This window comes from Curtobacterium luteum (genome assembly GCF_001475545.1).
Taxonomy (GTDB): Bacteria; Actinomycetota; Actinomycetes; order Actinomycetales; family Microbacteriaceae; genus Curtobacterium; species Curtobacterium luteum_A.
In genome coordinates this window covers 52,917-68,374 of sequence record NZ_LDQC01000023.1, presented here as the reverse complement: position 1 = coordinate 68,374, position 15,458 = coordinate 52,917, and the positions used below count along the sequence as shown (strand labels likewise).

Sequence of the window (15,458 nt, the reverse complement as noted above, 5' to 3'; positions counted from 1 at the left end):
ACGACCATCGCGGGGCCGAGGTACGGGGTCGCGTCGGGCTGGGTGATCGGTTCGACGTCGGCGAGGAGCGCCTCGAAGCCGGACACCGCGACGACGAGCGCGATGAAGAGCACGGACGTCATCGTCGCGACCAGCCACCGGGACATGCAGTGATCGTATCGCCGGGGTCGGTGGCGCGGACGGGTGTCGCGGGGTTCGGCCGGGCGGCGTTCGGCTGGGCGGCGTTCGACCGGGCGGACTGACCCGGGGTCAGGCGAGTCCGGCCTGCTCGTGGTCCTGCGCCTGCGGGTCGTTCTCGCGCTGGTCCCGCTCGTGCTGGTCCCGCTGGGCCGCCGCGACCAGGGCGAGCGCGATCGTCGCGGTGATGACCGGGACGGTCTCGGTCATCGGTGCTGGGGCCGTGGGCGCCTCGGACGGGGCGTCGGCCGGCGCCGCGTCGCGCTCCGCGGCCCGGGTACCCGCTCCGGTCGTCGGCGCGGCGGAGTCGTCGTGGTCGCGGAGTGCGGGGCCGACGACCGGCAGGACCGCTGTCGTGGTCGGCGGCTCGACGAGGACCTGGGCCGTCGTCGCCTCCACCGGCTCACCGCGCTCCTCCGCACGGCGCGTGCGCAGCATCTTCGTCAGGACCACCACAGCGACGATCGCCCAGATGCCGTTGACGATGAGCGACGGGATCGCGTGGTGCGCTCCGACGTTGACGGCGATCGCGAGGCCGCCGACGAGGTTGAGCAGCTGGTAGACCGGGCCGTTCGGCAGCTTGCCGGTCGAGAAGAGGATGTAACCAGCCAAGACAGTTACCGCTCCGAACCAGCCGAGGAACTCCACGATTCCGTTCAACACGCGCGACTCCGGGCACGACGAGGAACAGCCCACCAGCGGGGCCGTTCGAGAGGGGGATGAGCAGCCACGAACGCGGCGTCGGGAGCATCGTACGCAGACGGGGACCCCCGACGGAAGAGGGCGCGGCGTGGCGCGTCACACCCCAGTCCGCGGGGTCCGAGAGCGGTGTGATCAGCCCTTGTCGGTAGCGGTCGTGTCCGCGTCCGAGAGCACGTACACGTACCCGCCGAACGTCCACGTCGTCACGTCGCTCGCACCACCACCGCCGCCACTGTCGGTGGTGGCCTGAGCTGCGGTGGACGAGACCGCGTTCACCAGGAAGAGCCGCGGCCCGTCCTGCATGCCCCCGACGAACGCGAGGGCCTGGTCGAAGGAGCCGTCGACGGACACCGTCACCGGGATCGCCGAGAAGTTCGCGGACGTGATCCGGGGGTCGGTGACGACGGACGCCTGCGGCGCCGCCGAAGCGCTCGCGGTCGCCGACGGATCAGGGCTGGCCGAGGCCGTGGCCTGCGGCGACGCCGTCGTGTCGGGTTCAGCGGTCGCACCGCCTGCGGACGTCGGCGGCGTGTACGCCTGCGCGTCGGCCGTCGTGATCGCAGAGACCTTCACCCCGGTCCGTGCGGCGACCGAGTTGACCGACGCGTAGAACGTCGACATCGAGGCGCTGTCGGGCACCGAGGCAGTGAGCGAGGCGAGTTCGGCTTCGAGCTTCGGGAGGCTCTTCGCCCGATCCTTGAGCCGTGCGAGCTCCGAGGCGGTCGTGCGGTTGGTCGCGTCGACCCCGACCTGTTGTTCCCGGTCAGCGGCGGCCTGAGCGAGCTGCGGCTGGACGCCCAGGAAGAAGCCGGCGAGCGCCACGATGAGCATCGAAGCGATGGCGAGCAGCATGTTGAGGCGGTTGCGGGTCATCTCACTGCCCCTTGTCCTGGTCGTACTTCCGGTCGAAGGCCTCGTCGTCGACGTGGATCGTCATGTTCACCGTGTACGCGCCGGTGCTCTCGTCGAGGGTCACGGAGTTCGCGGTCGCGTCGACGAAGCCCGTGAGGCCCTTGAGTGAGTCGAGCCACTGCGGTACGGACGGCAGCGTGGGGCTCTCGGCCGCGATGGTCAGTGTCGCGATGCGTCGGCCCTGCAGCGGCGCGTCCGACTGCACGTAGCTCTCGAACGGTGACGCCGAATCGACGGTGACGCCGGTGATCCGCGTACCGCTCGGGAGCGACTCCTGGACGGAGCCGAGGTACGACTTCCAGGAGATCTCGGTCGAGCCTCCGACCGCCTGGGCAGCCTCGCGGAGCGCCGTCCCCGACTCCGCTGCACGGACGTCCTTGTACTGGGCCTGCTGCTGCAGCAGGGACAGGGTCTGGCTCTGGGCGCCCGTGAGGTCGTCGTGGGCACCGGCTGCGACCATCGAGGCTGCACCGATGCCGATGCCGACCACCGCGGCGACGAGGACCACTCCTGCCCAGACGCGGCGGACCGTCCGCTGTGCCCGGCGGGCGGCGAGCACCTCGGGCGGCAGGAGGTCGACGCGAGGGCGTCCGCCGACCACCAGGTCACCGACCTGGCGCCGGTTCCGCGCGGATCGCTGCTCAGCGGCCCCGTGGACGGCCGTGTCCGACTGGCCGTGACCACGTCCGCGGCCGGCACGCACCGGAGCCGCCTTGGTCTGCTGGCTCATGCTGCCTTCCCTCCGGCTGCGAGACTCCACGCGACCGCGATGGACGGCCCGTGCGCGTGCAGGTCCTCGACGCGCACGGATTTGGCGAGCGACACACTCGCGAAGGGTGCGCCGTGGCGCACCGGGAGTCGGGTCGATTCCTGGAGCGCCTCGGCGAAGCCTGGGAGCGCAGCTCCGGCACCGGCGAGCAGGACGGCGTCGACCGGTTCATCCGCATGGGTGTTGACGAAGTAGCTGATCGTGTTCCGGAGGCTCGCCATCAGCTCGCCAGCGGTCTCCCGCACGACGGCGACGGCGAGGGCGTCGTCACTCGTGCGTGCGGCGGACAGGTCCATGCCGAGGTGACGCTTGACCGCCTCCGCTGCGGGCTCCTCGATGCCGAGCCGCCCGGCGAGCAGCCGGGTGACGTCGTCGCCCCCGGTGGGGATGATCCGGACGAACTTCGGAACGCCGTTCGTGACCACGACGACGGTCGTGGTGTTGCCGCCGCACTCGACGATCGCGACCGTGCCTCGCTGGTCCGCCGGTGCGAGCACGCGGGCGAGTGCGAACGGGATGAGGTCGACACCGACCGGGTTGAGTCCCGCAGCCTGCACGGCGCGGACGTTCGCGAGTACAGCGTCCTTGACGGCGGCGATGAGCAGACCGCTCACGGTGGGGCCGCCGTCGCCGATCCCCTCGGACGTCGGGTAGAAATCGAGGATCGCGTCACCGACCGGGACCGGCAGCATGTCCTGGACCTGGAACGGGAGTGATTCCCGGATCTGCGCGAGGGAGGCCCGCGGCACGGTCAGGTCCCGCGAGAGCACCCGCTGGTTGCCCATCCCGAGCACGACGTCCTTCGAGCGGAACCGTCCGATGGACCAGAGTTGCCGGATTGCTCCGGCGACGGTGTTCGGTTCGACGACCTCGCCCTGGCGGGTCGCACCCTCCGGGACCGGCACCTCTGCGAACCGGACGATGGTCGGCTTCGGACGGCTCGCGTCCTGGACCTCCACCGCGCGGATGGTGGCGGAGCCGATGTCGACGCCGACGATGCTCTTGGCCATGACTGGTCCTTCCGGGGGTGGGTTGGGGCTTCGAGCCGGGTCGCCGTGGCGCCGTCTCGTCATGAGCTCAGGCGAGCCCGAGGATGCCGAGGTACCCGCGCCAGAGCGGTTCGCCGAGGACGATGCCGATCCAGGCGCCGCCGAGCATCCAGGGCCCGAACGGGATCCCGCTGCCTCGTCCGGCTCGACGCACGAGCACCAGGACGATCGCGAAGGTACCGCCGAGCAGGAACGCGCCGAAAGAACCCACTGCGAGGGGTCCCCATCCGAGGTACGCGAGCACGAAGCCGAGCGGAGCAGCGAGCTTGACGTCCCCGAACCCCATTCCGCCGGGGACCGCGAGCGCCAGGCACAGGTACACGGCGCCGAGGCCGACGAACCCCACGAACCCGCGGACGATCGCCCCCCAGTCGCCGGTCACGGCCGCGGCGATCCCGAGCAGCACGGGCAGCACGACCGCGGCCGGCAGCACGATCCGGTTGGGGAGCGTTCGGGTGTCGAGGTCGATGAGGGTCAGGGCGACGCTGATCGCCATCAGGTACAGCAGCGCCACGAGGATGAGCGCGCCCCGCACGATCGACCTCGCCCTCGAGTCCGCCGCCGCGTCCGCGTCCGCCAGGGGACTCCACGGAGCTGTGGCGAGGAAGGCGGTCACCAGGACTGCCAGGAGGCACGTGGCGGCTTCCACGCTCGGGTAGCGGATCGAGATGGGGGCTGCGCAGTCGCGGCACCGGCCTCGCAGGACGAGCCAGGACACCACGGGGATGTTGTCGACCCCCCGGATCCGGTGGTCGCAGCGTGGGCACGCGCTCGCCGGGTGCGACACCGACATCCCGGCGGGGACCCGGTGCACGACGACGTTGAGGAACGAGCCCACGGCGAGGCCGAGGACCGCGACGAGTGCGAGGACGAAGGGCAGCACGGTGGTCACGCTCACTTCCCGGTCGGGGTGCCGTCCGACCGGAACGCCGTGGCGGACTCCGTCTCGGTCGTCACGCCGTAGGTGGTGGACACGGGCTGGAGGAACTTGGGCGGTGCCGAGGTGCGGAGGCGGGCGTCGTAGCCGTAGGCCTTCGCGTAGGCGGTCAGCAGTCCGGTCGAGTACTGCGAGCGGACGGCGCCGCGGAACTGCTGGGCGATGGAGCCGTAGATGGTCAGCTTCCCGAGACCCGCGCCGTACTGGTAGTTCTGCACGTTGAACGTGCCGAGGTTGCTCGCGATGGCGGCGTCGACCTCGATGTTGCTCGTGGCGGCGAGGTTGGTCGAGTAGCTGGTCCGGCCCGTGTTGCACGCGGTCCGCTGCAGGTTCGCGTAGCTCTCGCACGAGACGGGGTTGTAGATCGACACCGCCTTCTGCCCGACCAGGCCGAGCATGTCGTCCGAGTTCCGGCCGTTCTGGTAGACGATGCTGCCCGTGACGTAGAGGAAGTTCTCTGCGGCGACGGTCATCTGGCCGCCGAACGAGCCCGAGACGAATGCGTCCCCGTTTCGGCAGCCGTAGAACCCGGCGTCGCCCCGGGTTCCGGTGAACTCGCCCGAGAGCGGGTAGCCGAGACCGTTGCCGTAGTCGGAGCTCACGGTGCTGCCCGACTTCACGTTCTGCTGGCAGAACACACGCGAACCCGCGGCGACGGTCCCGTTCACCGTGCCGGTGGGCGTCGCACTCGGTCCCCAGTAGTTCGGGTCCGTCGCGGTCGACGGCACGCTCTGCACGTAGACGAGGTTGGCCGGCAGCACCGGGATCGTCGCACCCGAGCCGCCGAGGGCTGCCGTCGATCCGCAGAGCGCGTCGTTGCCGGGACCGGCCGCGATCGCGTTGCCACCGGCGTCGCCCTGCACCTGGGTGGCCTTCGTCCACGGCGAGACGACCCGCATCTTGCCCCCGGACAGGAAGGTGATCGAGGTCGGACCCGTGTAGAGACACCCGGGCTTGGCGACCTTGTCCGGGACGTCCGTCCGCGCCTCCTGCTTCATGTTCGCGTTCGTGCTCGGCATCGGCAGGGTGCCGACCGTCTTGATGTCCCCACCGTCGAACGTGGTGGCGGACTTGCACGTCGAGTCGATCTGGGTGCTCTTGCTCGTGTAGAAGAAGCCGGCGGCGCCGGTGTCCTGCACGGTCGACTTGAACCACGCGCCGCACGCGGTGATGACGTCGTTCGTGCGCACGGGCCCGTCGAGGGTGTCACCGCTCGCGAACACGACCGGCTCGCAACTCGACGTGGTCCAGTCGGCCTCGTTGCGGTGCTTCGAGGTGCACCCGGTCCCGGTCAGCGACGGGTCCTGTGACTCGTAGTTCGTGAAGTAGAGGTAGTTGACGAAGCCGTCCCCACGCAGGTCGACCACGATCGTCCGGGTGGTCGACCCGGCCTTGCCCGTCACCCGCAACCGCACCTTGCCGGTCGTCGCGTAGGCCGAGTTGTCGACCTCGTACCGGTAGAACTGGTCGCTGCTCCCGACGACGCTCGCCCACGAGCCGTCCTTCGCGACGCCGAACGCCTTGTTGGTCGGGTCAGCCGTGTAGGTGCTGGTGGCGGAGAACGCCGTGCGCACGCCGTACTTGACGTACGCGTTGTCCGCCGCGAGACGCCCCTGGTACTCGGAGAGCCCGGCGTACGCGGCCGCGATCGCCTTCGTGTAGTTCGTGTCGTTCGTCGCCTTGGCAGCGCCGCTGGTGGCGGTCGCGACGACGAGCGACAGGACGACGAGCAGCACCGCGCCGATGCCGATGACGGCGGCGAGGGCGACGCCACGCTCGTCGTCGCGGGCGCGGAGGGCACGGATCATCCGGGTGAGCATCATGACTCCGTCGCTGCGCCGTAGTCGAGGTTGCGCAGGTTGATGGTGGCCGCGAAGGTGGTGTCGTTCGCCGCAGCGCTGCCCGTCGAGCCGGTGGTCAGCGTGATCCGGACGGACCGGATCGTGTCGACGGTCGTCGAGGTCGGGGTGAACACGGTGCCGTTCGCGTTGGAGTAGGTGAAGAGCGACCGACCGCGAACGACGTCCGCGAGGACGACGCTGCGGACCGGGTTCGAGCTCGGGAAGGTGCAGTAGCCCGTCGAGCAGTCCCCCCGCTGCAACTGCATGAGGAGCTTGCCTGCGACGACGTCGACGGTGACCTTCGTCATCCCTGCCGCGGAGGTGGTCGTGTCGACGCTCGAGGTGAAGGCGAGCGCACCGGCCGTCGCGGTGGAGAACGCCGGCTGCGTGACGGTCCGGGAGACCGGCACGCGGCTCGCCTCGCGGAGGTACCGACCGAGCTGCGTCACCGACGTCGTGCCCTGACGGGTGCTGGCGTCCAGACCCGAGACGGTCTGCTGCGCCTTGGTCATCGACACGAAGAAGCTGCCGACGAGCGTGAGCATGAGCGAGGTGACGAGCATCGCCACGATGAGTTCGACGAGCGTGATGCCGCGGTCCTCGGCGCGCAGCCGGTGCAGGAGCGCGCGCATCAGCTCGCCGGCCTCGGGTCGACGGTGACGGCTCCGTCGGAGACCCTGCCGTTCGTGACCATGGCGACGGTCGTGCTGGTCAGCCCCAGCACGGTCGAGATCGCTCCCGACGTGGTTCCGCTGTAGATCTTCCACGTCCCCCACGGCAGGGCGATGGTCATCTTGCCCGACGTCGGCTTGGGGAACGTGAGCGTCATGCCCTTCGCACACCCGGGGTCCCCGTTGCCCGGCGTCGTGGTCTTCGCCGTGACGAACTTGGACGTGTCCAGGCCCGACAGCGTGACCGCTCCCATCTCGACCCGTCGGGGCTGCTGCGAGTTGTCGCGGGACTCCGTCGCCGTCCCCTTCTTCCCGTTCGCGTTCGGGATCGTCCAGGTCCCCGGCTCCGGGCTCAGGCAGGTGGACGCGGCGTCGGCGGAGTCGTCGGCGGCGTAGCTGCCCGCGACGGCCTGGTAGCCGCTCGGGAACGGGAACAGGGACACGGAGGTCGGCGATCGGTCGTAGACCTTCGTGCCGGACACGGCGTTCGTGACGGACAGCTGGAGGTTCGTGGGGAGGACCGCGCCGGAGTCGGGGGTGGTCGCGTACTGGTAGCTGTAGGTGGCGGCCTGGTCGAACGCGAACGCGGCGGCCCCGGACGATCCTGCCGACACCTTGACCGACTGCTGCGAGGGACTCACCTGCTGGGTCGAGTCCACGTAACCGGAGCGCGCCACTGCAACGGTGTACGTCCCCGGCGCGACGCCCGAGACGTACGTGCACCCCTCGGCGTCGGTCGCCGGGAAGGTGACACCCGCCGGGCCGCCACTCACGGTCGGGACGATCCCCGCCACGCCGACGCCGTTCGCGTTGGTGACCCCGACGAGGATCGAGCCGGTCGAATCGGAGTTGATGTTGGTGAGGGGCGCGATCGCGCTCGACATCGTGAAGCGCTGCGAGCCGGACGAGGAGGCGCTGGTCGTCCAGCTGACGGTGACCGTGACCGCCTTGTAGGAGAGTGTGCCGTCACCGGTGCCGCAGGCGTTCGAGGCGCCGGAGGACTTCGTCCACGTCACGGTGCGCTTGAGGTCGTAGGTCCGCCCGCCGACCTGCCGCTGGGCCGTGCCGGACTTCACGTCGAAGATGCTCGAGGTGTCGCGCAGGGTGTCGATGTCCTCCATGGCGACGGAGGCTGCGACCTCGCGGGCGCGGGTGTCCTTGGCGAGGACGAGGGAAGAGGTGATGCCGGCGGCGATGCCGGCGGCGATCAGGGCGAAGATCGTCATGGCCACCATCACCTCGATGATCGTGAACCCCTCGTCGGACTCGCGGGCGGAACGCAGTCGCTCGGCGATGCGCGAGATCATGGCGTCCCTCCTCATGGACACGAACGGGAGGCGTGGCTGGTCAGCCACGCCTCCCCCGACTGAGTTGCCTACTTCTTGGTGAAGACACCCGCGGAGCAGGAGCCCTCAGCGACACCCGACGAGTCCGTCGCGCCGAAGGTCTTGCCCGTCGCGGTGCTCTTCCCCTGGATGCAGAACGCGGACTTGTCGGCGTTCACGGTGTACGTGATGGTCGTGTCGGTACCGACGGTGCTGCCCGCGGCCTTGTAGTCGCCTGACGTCAGCTCCGTCGATGAGAGGGTTGCCGGATATGCACCGGTGTCGGACTGCGAGACGACGGTGACCACGGCCGTCTTGACGTTCGAGATGTCGGACTTCACCGCGGAGTTCTTCGCGTTGTTCTGCACCCCGATGTACACCGGGATGGCGATCGCGGCGAGGATGCCGATGATGATGACGACGACGAGGAGCTCGATGAGCGTGAAGCCCTTCTCCTTGTCGGCGAGGAGACCCTTGCGGCGAGCGTCGAGCTTGCCCATGAGAGCGAAGTACATGGTGTTTCCGTTCTTCGAAAGAATGCGTGGGAATAGTTTTCGGGGCTTGCTCGGCCGCCGCTGATCAGCGTATTCGGAGCGTTTCCGAGGGCCAATCCCGAGAACGGGGGCCAACCCGGGTACGAATCACCCCCAGAGCGAGGGGTGGAGCAATTGCCGAACACCCTCGCTCTGGGGGTGGAACGTCAAGAAGCGTTCTGCACGACGTTCGTGATCTGGAAGATCGGCATGTACAGCGCGATGATCATCCCACCGACCACCACCCCCAGGAACGCGATGAGCAGCGGCTCGATGAGGGAAGTCAGGGCGTCGGTGGTCGCTTCGACCTCGGCGTCGTAGAACACCGCGATCTTCTCGAGCATGGTCTCCAGCGATCCGGCATCCTCACCCACTGCGACCATCTGCGTCACCATTGCCGGGAACACATTCTCGCGTTGCAGCGGTTCGGCGATCGATTCGCCTTTCCGGACAGATTCGGCGACATTGTCGAGAGCGCGTTTCACGACGACGTTGTTCGACACTTCTCCGACGATCCGCAGCGCTTGCAGGATCGGTACGCCCGCGCCGATCATGTTCGAGAAGTTCCGGGAGAACCGCGCGATGACGATCTTCTTCTGCAGGGGTCCGAACACCGGGAGTCGCAACACCATCGGGTCGACGACGGAGCGCACCCGCTCGGTGTTCTTGTTCACCCGCCACCACAACCAGAAGACCAGGATGGCGATCGCCAGCGGGATCGCGATGTACCGCATCGCGTGTGACAGGTACACGAGCATCATCGTCGGCAGCGGGAGCTTCCCACCGAGTGACGAGAACATGTCCTGGAAGATCGGGACGATGAAGATCAGCATGATCGCGACCGCCAGCAGCGACATGACGAGCACCACCACCGGGTACGTCATCGCCGACTTGATCGTCGACCGGAGCTTGTGCTCCTTCTCGAAGTTCGTCGCCACCGAGTCCATGGCCTGGTCGAGGAAGCCGCCCGTCTCCCCCGCCCGGATCATGTTGATCATGATCGGCGGGAAGTCCACCGGGTACTTCGCGACCGCGTCCGAGAACGACACGCCTCGTTCGACGTCGTCCCGGACCTTCCCGAGGATGTCCTTGAGCTTCTTGTTCTCGGTCTGGTCAGCGAGGATCGTCAGCGCCCGGAGCAGGGAGAGCCCGGACGTGAGCATGGTGGAGGCCTGCCGCGACATGATCGCGAGGTCCTTCAGCCCGACGCCCTTCTCGAACCCGGGGATCTTGATCTCGGTCTGCAGACCGGTGCCGGGCTTCGCCTCCGTGATGGCGATCGGCGAGACTCCCATGCCGCGGAGGCGCTGGACGACGGCTCCCTCCGACGCGGCGTCGAGCCGCCCCTTCACGAGCTTGCCGCTGCCGTCACGGCCGCGGTAGTCGAAGGCGAGCGACATCAATGGCCTCCCGAGTACTTGTCGCCGAAGTCGATCTCGGACGCGGCGATGGCGGCGGCGGAGGAGTCGGACGGCGACTCGACACGTTGCACGAGCCGGTCGAAGCCGTCGTGGTCGTGGACCTTCTCCATGGCGGCGCGACGGGTGACGGTGCCGACGTTGACGAGCTCGGCGAGGTCCTGGTCCATGGTGTGCATGCCGGCGTCACGGCCGGCCTGCATGGCCGAGGTGATCTGGTAGGTCTTGCCCTCGCGGATGAGGTTGCCGATCGCGGGCGTGGTCTTCATGATCTCGGTGGCGACGACGCGGCCGGCGCCGTTGGCCTTCGGCACGAGGGTCTGGCAGACGACCCCTTCGAGGGTCGACGCGAGCTGGGTCCGGATCTGGCCCTGCTGGTGCGGCGGGAACACGTCGATGACACGGTCGATGGTGCCGGGTGCGCTCTGGGTGTGGAGGGTCGCGAAGACGAGGTGCCCGGTCTCGGCGGCGGTGAGCGCGACGGAGATGGTCTCGAGGTCGCGGAGCTCGCCGATGAGGATCACGTCGGGGTCCTGCCGCAGCACGTGCTTGAGCGCGGCGGCGAAGGAGTGCGTGTCGGCACCGACCTCGCGCTGGTTGATGATCGCCTTCTTGTGCTCGTGCATGAACTCGATCGGGTCCTCGACCGTGACGATGTGGTCCGCGCGGGTCTCGTTGACGAGGTCGATGAGGGCGGCGAGGGTGGTCGACTTGCCGGAGCCGGTGGGCCCGGTGACGAGGACGAGCCCACGCGGGAGCTTGGCGAACTCGCCGACGTGCTCGGGGATGCCGAGCTGCTTGAGCGTCTTGATCTTCGTCGGGATGATGCGGAACGCGGCGCCCCAGTTGCCACGTTGCTGGTAGTAGTTCACGCGGAACCGGAAGTCGGGCGAGAGCGAGTAGGCGAAGTCGAGTTCCTGCTCGTGGTCGAATTGTCCTGCCTGTTCGACGGACAGCATCGTCTTGAGTGCCGCGATGACCTTGGCACGCGACCACGGGCCTCCCGGCACGGCGGGTCGCAGCGATCCGTCGACGCGCACGGTCGGTGGTGCGTCGGCGGTGACGTGCAGGTCGGACGCGCCCTGGTAGACGACCTGCGCGAGCGCGGTGATGAGGTCGGGATCGGCGACCTCGCGCGCGTGACGCGTGAAGTTGATCACCTCGCTCCCGTCGGCAGCCGGTCCGGCCGGGAGGCCCGTGGGGACCCCGCCGGACACGACCGGAAGCTGTCGGGTCGCCTCGTCGGCGTACCCGTAGGACGCGGTCGACGACGGCACGGCTGCGGGTGGCGTCGCGGGCGCAGCCTGCGGCTGTGCGACCGGCACGGCGACGGGGTCGCCCGACGGGGCGGGCCACGCGGGGGTCGCCCCGGGGGCGGCGTCGGAGGGCACTTCCCAGGCGGCAACAGGAGCGGTGGCGGCGACGGGTGCGTCCCAGGCCGGCGCCGGGGCGGCGGCAGCGAGGGGCGCGTCCCACGTGGGTGTCGGAGCCGGCGCGACGGGTGCGGCCCAGGCGGCCTCGTCGGTGAGGTCGTAGACGGGGGACGCGGCGGGCGGCGGCACGACGGCACTCGCGACGTCCGGGGACGTCGGGTGGGACGCGGCGGCCGCCGCAGCAGCTGCCAGGCGCGCTGCTCGGCGTCCTCCACCGACCTCGTTGCCGGGCGCTCCGGGGTGCCAGCCGTGGACGGGGTCGTCCGCGGGCGTGATGTCGTAGACGGAATCGGTCATCGTTGTGCTCCCGGGCCTACGCGACCACGCGCAGGATCTCGTCGACGCTCGTCATGCCGAGCTTGACCTTCTCCCACCCGTCCTGCCGGAGGGTGAGCATGCCCTGCTCCTGGGCGACGCGGCTGATCTCCGCACTCGATGCACGGGCGACGGCGAGCCGCTCGATCTCCTCGGTCACGGTCATGACCTCGTGCAGCGCGATCCGGCCGCGGTAGCCGGTGTTCGAGCACACCGAGCAGCCGATCGGGGCGGAGAACTCGGGTACGGGTGCGTCCGCACTGGGCAGGAACCCGAGGGCGTGCAGCTGCTCGGCCTCGTAGACAGCCGGGGCCTTGCAGCGGTCGCAGAGTCGCCGAGCGAGGCGCTGCGCGACCACCGAGTCCAGCGCGGACCCGACGAGGAACGGCTCGATGTCCATCTCGGTGAGCCGGGTCACCGCGGAGGGGGCGTCGTTGGTGTGCAGCGTGGAGAGCACCAGGTGGCCGGTGAGGGAGGCCTCGATGGCGATCTGCGCGGTCTCGTGGTCGCGGATCTCGCCGAGCAGGACGACGTCCGGGTCGGAGCGGAGGATCGACCGGAGCGCGGACGCGAACGTCAGCCCGGCCTTGGGGTTGACCTGCACCTGGTTGATGCCGGCCATGCGGTACTCGACCGGGTCCTCGACGGTGATGACGTTGATCTCGGGCTTCGCGACCGCGTTGAGCGTCGTGTACAGCGTGGTCGACTTGCCGGAGCCGGTGGGTCCGGTGACGAGGATCATGCCGTAGGGCTTCGAGTAGGAGCGCTGGTACGCCCGGAAGTTGTGCTCGAGGAGGTTGAGGTCCTTGAGGGACATCGACGTGTTCGTGTTGTCGAGGATCCGCATGACGACCTTCTCGCCCCACACGGTCGGCAGCGTCGCGACGCGGAGGTCGATCTGCCGTCCACCGTGCCGGACCGACATGCGGCCGTCCTGCGGCTTCCGACGCTCGGCGATGTCGATGTCGCTCATGATCTTGAGACGGCTGACGACGCCGTTCTGGATGTTCTTCGGCGCCGGGGCCATCTCGTGCAGGACGCCGTCGATGCGGTAGCGGACGCGGACCTCGTGCTCACCGGGCTCGATGTGGATGTCGGACGCGTGGTCCTGGATCGCCTGCGACACGAGCAGGTTCACGAACCGGACGATCGGCACGTCGTCGAGCGAGCCGTCGGTCAGGTCGGCCTGCTGCTGCGCCTGCTGCGAGGCTTCTTCCTCGAGGGACGACGTGAGGTCGTTGAGTTCGTCGTCGGCGCGCAGGTACCGGTCGAGCGCCGCGGCGAGGTCGCGCTCCTCGACCTGCAACGGCTTGACGCTCCGGCCGGACGCGGTGCGGGCGTCGTCGATCGCGAGGACGTTCGTCGGGTTCACCATCGCGAGGACGAGCACGTCGCCCTCGAACCCGATGCCGAGCACGCCGTGACGCCGGCAGAGCGCCGCGGGGAGCATCGACACCGCCGTGCCGTCGACCGGGTAGTCGGTCAGCGGCACCGTGCGGGAGTTGCTCGAGGCGGCACGAGCGGTGATGTACTGTGCTTCGCTCACGATGCCCTGGTCGACGAGCGCTCGGATGGACCGGTCGTCGACGTCTTCGTCGCCGGTCATCGAGTCGAGGTGCTCGATCGGCAGGGCGCCGTTGAGGATGAGGATCTCGGACAGCGTGGCCATTGGCTCCGAGCCTCCTTCGGTTCGCGCGCGGATCGGGAGTGGCGCCGTGCGGGGAACGACGCTCGACCACGCTACGGTCGCGCAGGAGGGCCGCCGCAGTCCCAGAAGGAGGGGGCGGACGGGCATCGGGTGTCCCCAGTGCGAGGGTGTCGACCCGTGCGTGCCGCCCGGACGGCCCGCGTCAGAGGGACACGGACGCCGTGACGTGCACGGCACCCGCGACGAAGCCGAGGCGCTCGTAGATGCGGCCGGCACCGCTGGGGTTCTCCGCGTCGACGTCGAGCACCGCGGCCGCGAGCCCGTCGGTCCGGATCGCGTCGAGGGCGGCGCCCAGCACGAGCGGCGCCAGGCCCCGGCCCCGCGCAGCACGGACGACGCCGACCCAGTGCACGTACCCGAAGGCGTGGCCGCGGGCCTCGAACGCCGACGGCTCCACCTCGACGATCGCGAAGGCGAGCACGGCGCCGGTATCGTCGACGACCGCGCGGGACAGGTCGAGCCGGCTCTTGGCCGAGGTGAGGAAGCCGCGCCAGTCCGACGCGACCATCGGCTGGGAGCCCCAGTGGTCGCGGAAGGCGTCGTTCTTGGCCGCACGCAGCGGCTCGATGTCGTCTTCGGTCGCGGGTCGGACCACGAGCCCCTCGGGCGGCACCGGGGCGGCCTCGCCGGGACCGTCGTCGAACACCAGCTCCATGTCGAGCCAGGTCCGCACGGGCTCGAACCCGGAGCGTGCCGCCAGCCGCAGGACCGAGGAGCCCTCCGGTCCGCCGACGTCGAGGGTCGCCGGGAGGTCGACGTCGAGCTGCGCCAGTCGCTGCCGTGCCCGACCGACCTGCCACGCGAGGAGCTTCCGACCGATGCCGCGGTCTCGCAACGCGGGGTGGACCGCGCCTTCGAGCACCGCCCGGGCCGCGGTGACCCGGGACGGGATGTCGATGACGATGCCGTACGCCTGCACATGTCCCTCAGCATCGACGCCCACGAGGGTGTCCCGAGCGACGTCGAGCCCCTCCGTGGACAGAGTCCGCTCGACGTCCGCTGTGGAGGGACGGCTGCGCGGGTCGTCCACCGCCGCAGCGGCGACCGCCACGGCGAGGATCCCGGCGGTGTCGTCCGGGGTCGCCGGCCGGAAGGTCAGCCCCGCGGTCGGGACCGGCGGCTCGAGGTGGGCCGGTGCCGTGATCCGTTCGTGCAGTGTCGCCATGTCCCCAGCCTGCCAGCACGCCAGGAACCCCTCGACGCACCCGACCCCGTCGGGCCATGATGAGTCATGGACATCACGAGCGTGACCGTGGGGCTGCCCGTCACCGACATCGAGGCGTCCTGCCTCTGGTACGGCGCAGTGTTCGAGCGCACCGAGCCGGACCTCGAACCCGAGGACGGCGTCGCCGAGTACGAGGTCGGCGGCATCTGGATCCAGCTCTACGAGGACGAGCACGCCGAGGAGAACCCGGTCACCGTCCGCTTCGGCGTGGACGACGTCACCGCGCAGCACAGCCGCATCGGCGCCCTCGGCATCGACATCGGCCCGGTCGAGTGCATCGACGGCGCCACGAACTGGTTCGACGTCCGCGACCCGGACGGCAACGTCCTCAGCCTGTACTCACTCGTCGACGAGAAGGGCCGCACCGCCTGAAGGTCGAGCGGACGGGCCACGCGGACGGGAGGCCCGTGGCGGGCCCGCACCGCGCCTCCAGGCCGCCCCCT

15 protein-coding genes are annotated in these 15,458 nt (G+C 69.7%); 1 reads left to right on the top strand and 14 read right to left on the bottom strand.

Features of this window, described 5'->3' with window-relative positions; translation table 11 throughout:
- The 14 genes from NS184_RS18950 to NS184_RS04165 all read right to left on the bottom strand — a co-directional run.
- A partial coding sequence (locus NS184_RS18950; protein ID WP_430733535.1) for a DUF6121 family protein occupies positions 1-146 on the bottom strand: 146 nt, incomplete at its 3' end.
- A gap of 103 nt (positions 147-249) precedes the next feature.
- Positions 250-825, bottom strand: a complete 576-nt coding sequence (locus NS184_RS04225; protein ID WP_058724884.1) for a CBU_0592 family membrane protein — start codon at positions 823-825, stop codon at positions 250-252.
- Between the two features lie 186 nt (positions 826-1,011).
- Positions 1,012-1,752, bottom strand: coding sequence for a hypothetical protein (locus NS184_RS04220; protein ID WP_058724883.1), 741 nt, complete (start codon positions 1,750-1,752; stop codon positions 1,012-1,014).
- A 1-nt stretch (position 1,753) separates the two neighbouring features.
- On the bottom strand, positions 1,754-2,521 hold the full coding sequence (locus tag NS184_RS04215) for a hypothetical protein (RefSeq protein ID WP_058724882.1): 768 nt from the start codon (positions 2,519-2,521) through the stop codon (positions 1,754-1,756).
- Positions 2,518-3,570 (bottom strand): type IV pilus assembly protein PilM, encoded by a 1,053-nt coding sequence (pilM, locus tag NS184_RS04210; RefSeq protein ID WP_058724881.1) that lies wholly within the window; start codon positions 3,568-3,570, stop codon positions 2,518-2,520. Before pilM ends, NS184_RS04215 begins: the two co-directional genes overlap by 4 nt.
- 67 nt (positions 3,571-3,637) lie before the next feature.
- Positions 3,638-4,507, bottom strand: coding sequence for a prepilin peptidase (locus NS184_RS04205; RefSeq protein ID WP_058724880.1), 870 nt, complete (start codon positions 4,505-4,507; stop codon positions 3,638-3,640).
- Positions 4,504-6,369, bottom strand: coding sequence for a hypothetical protein (locus tag NS184_RS04200; protein ID WP_152998046.1), 1,866 nt, complete (start codon positions 6,367-6,369; stop codon positions 4,504-4,506). Before NS184_RS04200 ends, NS184_RS04205 begins: the two co-directional genes overlap by 4 nt.
- Complete coding sequence (locus NS184_RS04195) at positions 6,366-7,019, bottom strand: PulJ/GspJ family protein (protein WP_058724878.1); 654 nt, start codon at positions 7,017-7,019, stop codon at positions 6,366-6,368. The genes NS184_RS04200 and NS184_RS04195 overlap by 4 nt, the downstream gene beginning before the upstream one ends.
- Positions 7,019-8,365: a carboxypeptidase-like regulatory domain-containing protein gene (locus NS184_RS04190; protein WP_058724877.1), complete on the bottom strand. Its 1,347-nt coding sequence runs from the start codon at positions 8,363-8,365 to the stop codon at positions 7,019-7,021. Before NS184_RS04190 ends, NS184_RS04195 begins: the two co-directional genes overlap by 1 nt.
- A 68-nt stretch (positions 8,366-8,433) precedes the next feature.
- Positions 8,434-8,898, bottom strand: a complete 465-nt coding sequence (locus NS184_RS18855) for a type II secretion system protein (protein WP_058724876.1) — start codon at positions 8,896-8,898, stop codon at positions 8,434-8,436.
- A 185-nt stretch (positions 8,899-9,083) separates the two neighbouring features.
- Entirely contained in the window at positions 9,084-10,316 is a 1,233-nt protein-coding gene (locus NS184_RS04180) for a type II secretion system F family protein (protein WP_083513441.1), read from the bottom strand.
- Entirely contained in the window at positions 10,316-12,064 is a 1,749-nt protein-coding gene (locus NS184_RS18850) for a type IV pilus twitching motility protein PilT (RefSeq protein ID WP_083513440.1), read from the bottom strand. Before NS184_RS18850 ends, NS184_RS04180 begins: the two co-directional genes overlap by 1 nt.
- A gap of 16 nt (positions 12,065-12,080) precedes the next feature.
- A complete protein-coding gene (locus NS184_RS04170; protein ID WP_058724875.1) occupies positions 12,081-13,751 on the bottom strand; it encodes a GspE/PulE family protein in 1,671 nt (556 codons plus the stop codon).
- A gap of 181 nt (positions 13,752-13,932) precedes the next feature.
- Positions 13,933-14,955 carry a GNAT family N-acetyltransferase gene (locus NS184_RS04165; RefSeq protein WP_058724874.1) on the bottom strand — a complete coding sequence of 341 codons (1,023 nt, stop codon included), beginning with the start codon at positions 14,953-14,955 and terminating at the stop codon, positions 13,933-13,935.
- A 66-nt stretch (positions 14,956-15,021) separates the two neighbouring features.
- Between NS184_RS04165 and NS184_RS04160 the strand changes: the two genes are divergently transcribed.
- Positions 15,022-15,387 carry a VOC family protein gene (locus NS184_RS04160; RefSeq protein WP_022904460.1) on the top strand — a complete coding sequence of 122 codons (366 nt, stop codon included), beginning with the start codon at positions 15,022-15,024 and terminating at the stop codon, positions 15,385-15,387.
- Positions 15,388-15,458: the final 71 nt, after the last annotated feature.